Source organism: Rhizobium sp. SEMIA 4085, from assembly GCF_013004495.1.
Lineage (GTDB): Bacteria > Pseudomonadota > Alphaproteobacteria > Rhizobiales > Rhizobiaceae > Rhizobium > Rhizobium gallicum.
Genome location: NZ_JABEPH010000637.1, coordinates 1 through 1,691 on the forward strand (window position 1 = coordinate 1; position 1,691 = coordinate 1,691).

General features: G+C 59.4%; 2 protein-coding genes and 1 pseudogene. 1 reads left to right on the plus strand and 2 read right to left on the minus strand.

Going from position 1 to position 1,691, the window contains the following annotated elements:
* Positions 1 to 147: 147 nt before the first annotated feature.
* Together C9413_RS31880 and C9413_RS31885 are read right to left on the minus strand one after the other, a co-directional pair.
* Positions 148 to 252, minus strand: a pseudogene (locus C9413_RS31880) (LysR family transcriptional regulator); the annotation flags it as partial.
* A 32-nt stretch (positions 253 to 284) separates the two neighbouring features.
* Entirely contained in the window at positions 285 to 617 is a 333-nt protein-coding gene (locus C9413_RS31885; protein WP_039844021.1) for an antibiotic biosynthesis monooxygenase, read from the minus strand.
* A gap of 195 nt (positions 618 to 812) precedes the next feature.
* Here C9413_RS31885 and C9413_RS31890 point away from each other — a divergent pair.
* The coding region (locus C9413_RS31890; protein WP_170251517.1) for an aldehyde dehydrogenase family protein at positions 813 to 1,691 on the plus strand (879 nt) is incomplete at its 3' end.

Here is a 1,691-nt window from a genome sequence, read left to right on the forward strand (position 1 = left end):
TTCGTTAACGTCTAGTACGTCTCAGTATGACACTGTAGGCGGTTTTAAAAGCTCAGTCGTATGCGTTTTATTTTTGAGGCAACAGTGGTCATACGAGTTGCTCAGGAGGCTGGGGGGCTCGGGGATTGTTATAAGACGCAGCTTCACCCGCCGCGAGAGGGTGGCGTGGTTAAGTCCCAGCCGCTTGGAGGCGGCAAGGATCTGCCCGGTTCTCGCTACGGCGAGGAAGATGCGGACGTCGTCCCAATTCATGTCATTAAGTCCTTGCTGCCCGAGTCCCGACCCTACCTCACCAAGTGATCGCCGGTCTTAGCGAGCAGAATGATGGGGTCGACATCAATGAGTGACAGCGACCTGACCATGCGGGCGGTCGACGACTTGTACTTGAGGAAATGCGGCGTCTGGAGGTGCGCTTCGTAGTCCTCCTGGCTGGCATAGACTTCGAAGATGCGGATTTTTTCCGGATGATCCTTGATCGAGACCGCGTATAGGGTCAACACGCCTCGTTCGGACGTGACCGACGCCTCGATTTCTTCAGCCAGGAGCGCACGATAGGCATCGAGCTGCGCAGGGTCTATCTCCAGTTCCGCCATTCTCACGACACGTTTGCCGCTCATCGGTGGACGACCTCCTCTTGCGTTCGGCCTCGCGCGCGGCTGTCCAGGGTTGCGCCTTGGAGAAGGCCTGCCGGAGGAGTGCTTATACGTTTTGGCTTCGATTTTTGCACAACGGTTGCTTATAGCATTGCATTGATTTGTGCAAATTGAAGTGCGATTATGCGCTATCAACGGAAATCAAGAGGAGGCACATCCATGCGTGAGATCGGTCATTTCATTGGCGGCGAGCATGTTGGGGGCAAAAGCGGCCGCAGCAGCAACATCTACAATCCGGCAACCGGTGAGGTTCAGGCGACGGTGGCGCTCGCAAGCCTCGAGGAAATCCGTGCCGCGGTCGAAAACGCCAAGGCGGCGCAGCAAAAGTGGGCCGCAACCAATCCGCAGCGCCGCGCCCGCGTGTTCTTCAAGTTCGTGGAACTCTTGAACAAGCATATGGACGAGCTTGCCGAGCTGCTCTCCAGGGAGCACGGCAAGACCGTCGAAGACTCCAAGGGCGATATCGTCCGCGGTCTTGAAGTCTGCGAGTTCGTCTGCGGTATCCCGCATCTGCAAAAGGGCGAATTCACCGAAGGCGCAGGTCCGGCGATCGACATGTATTCCCTGCGCCAGGCCGTTGGCATTGGCGCTGGCATCACGCCATTCAACTTCCCAGCCATGATCCCGATGTGGATGTTTGCGCCGGCAATCGCCTGCGGCAACGCCTTCATCCTCAAGCCCTCCGAGCGCGACCCGTCCGTTCCTCTGCGTCTGGCCGAACTGATGATCGAAGCGGGACTTCCGGCCGGCATCCTGAACGTCGTCAACGGCGACAAGGCCGCCGTCGATGCGATCCTGACGGACCCGGATATCGGCGCCGTCTCCTTCGTCGGTTCCACGCCCATCGCCCGTTACGTCTATGGCACCGCCGCCATGAACGGCAAGCGTGCCCAGTGCTTCGGCGGCGCCAAGAACCACATGATCATCATGCCGGATGCCGACTTGGACCAGGCCGTCAACGCGCTGATGGGCGCAGGCTACGGTTCGGCTGGCGAACGCTGCATGGCGATCCCGGTTGCGGTCCCCGGCCGGGGGGAA

Bases quoted from the DNA above. Each gene is read 5' to 3' on its own strand.
- C9413_RS31885 (WP_039844021.1), bottom strand. From the start codon at position 617: ATGAGCGGCAAACGTGTCGTGAGAATGGCGGAACTGGAGATAGACCCT.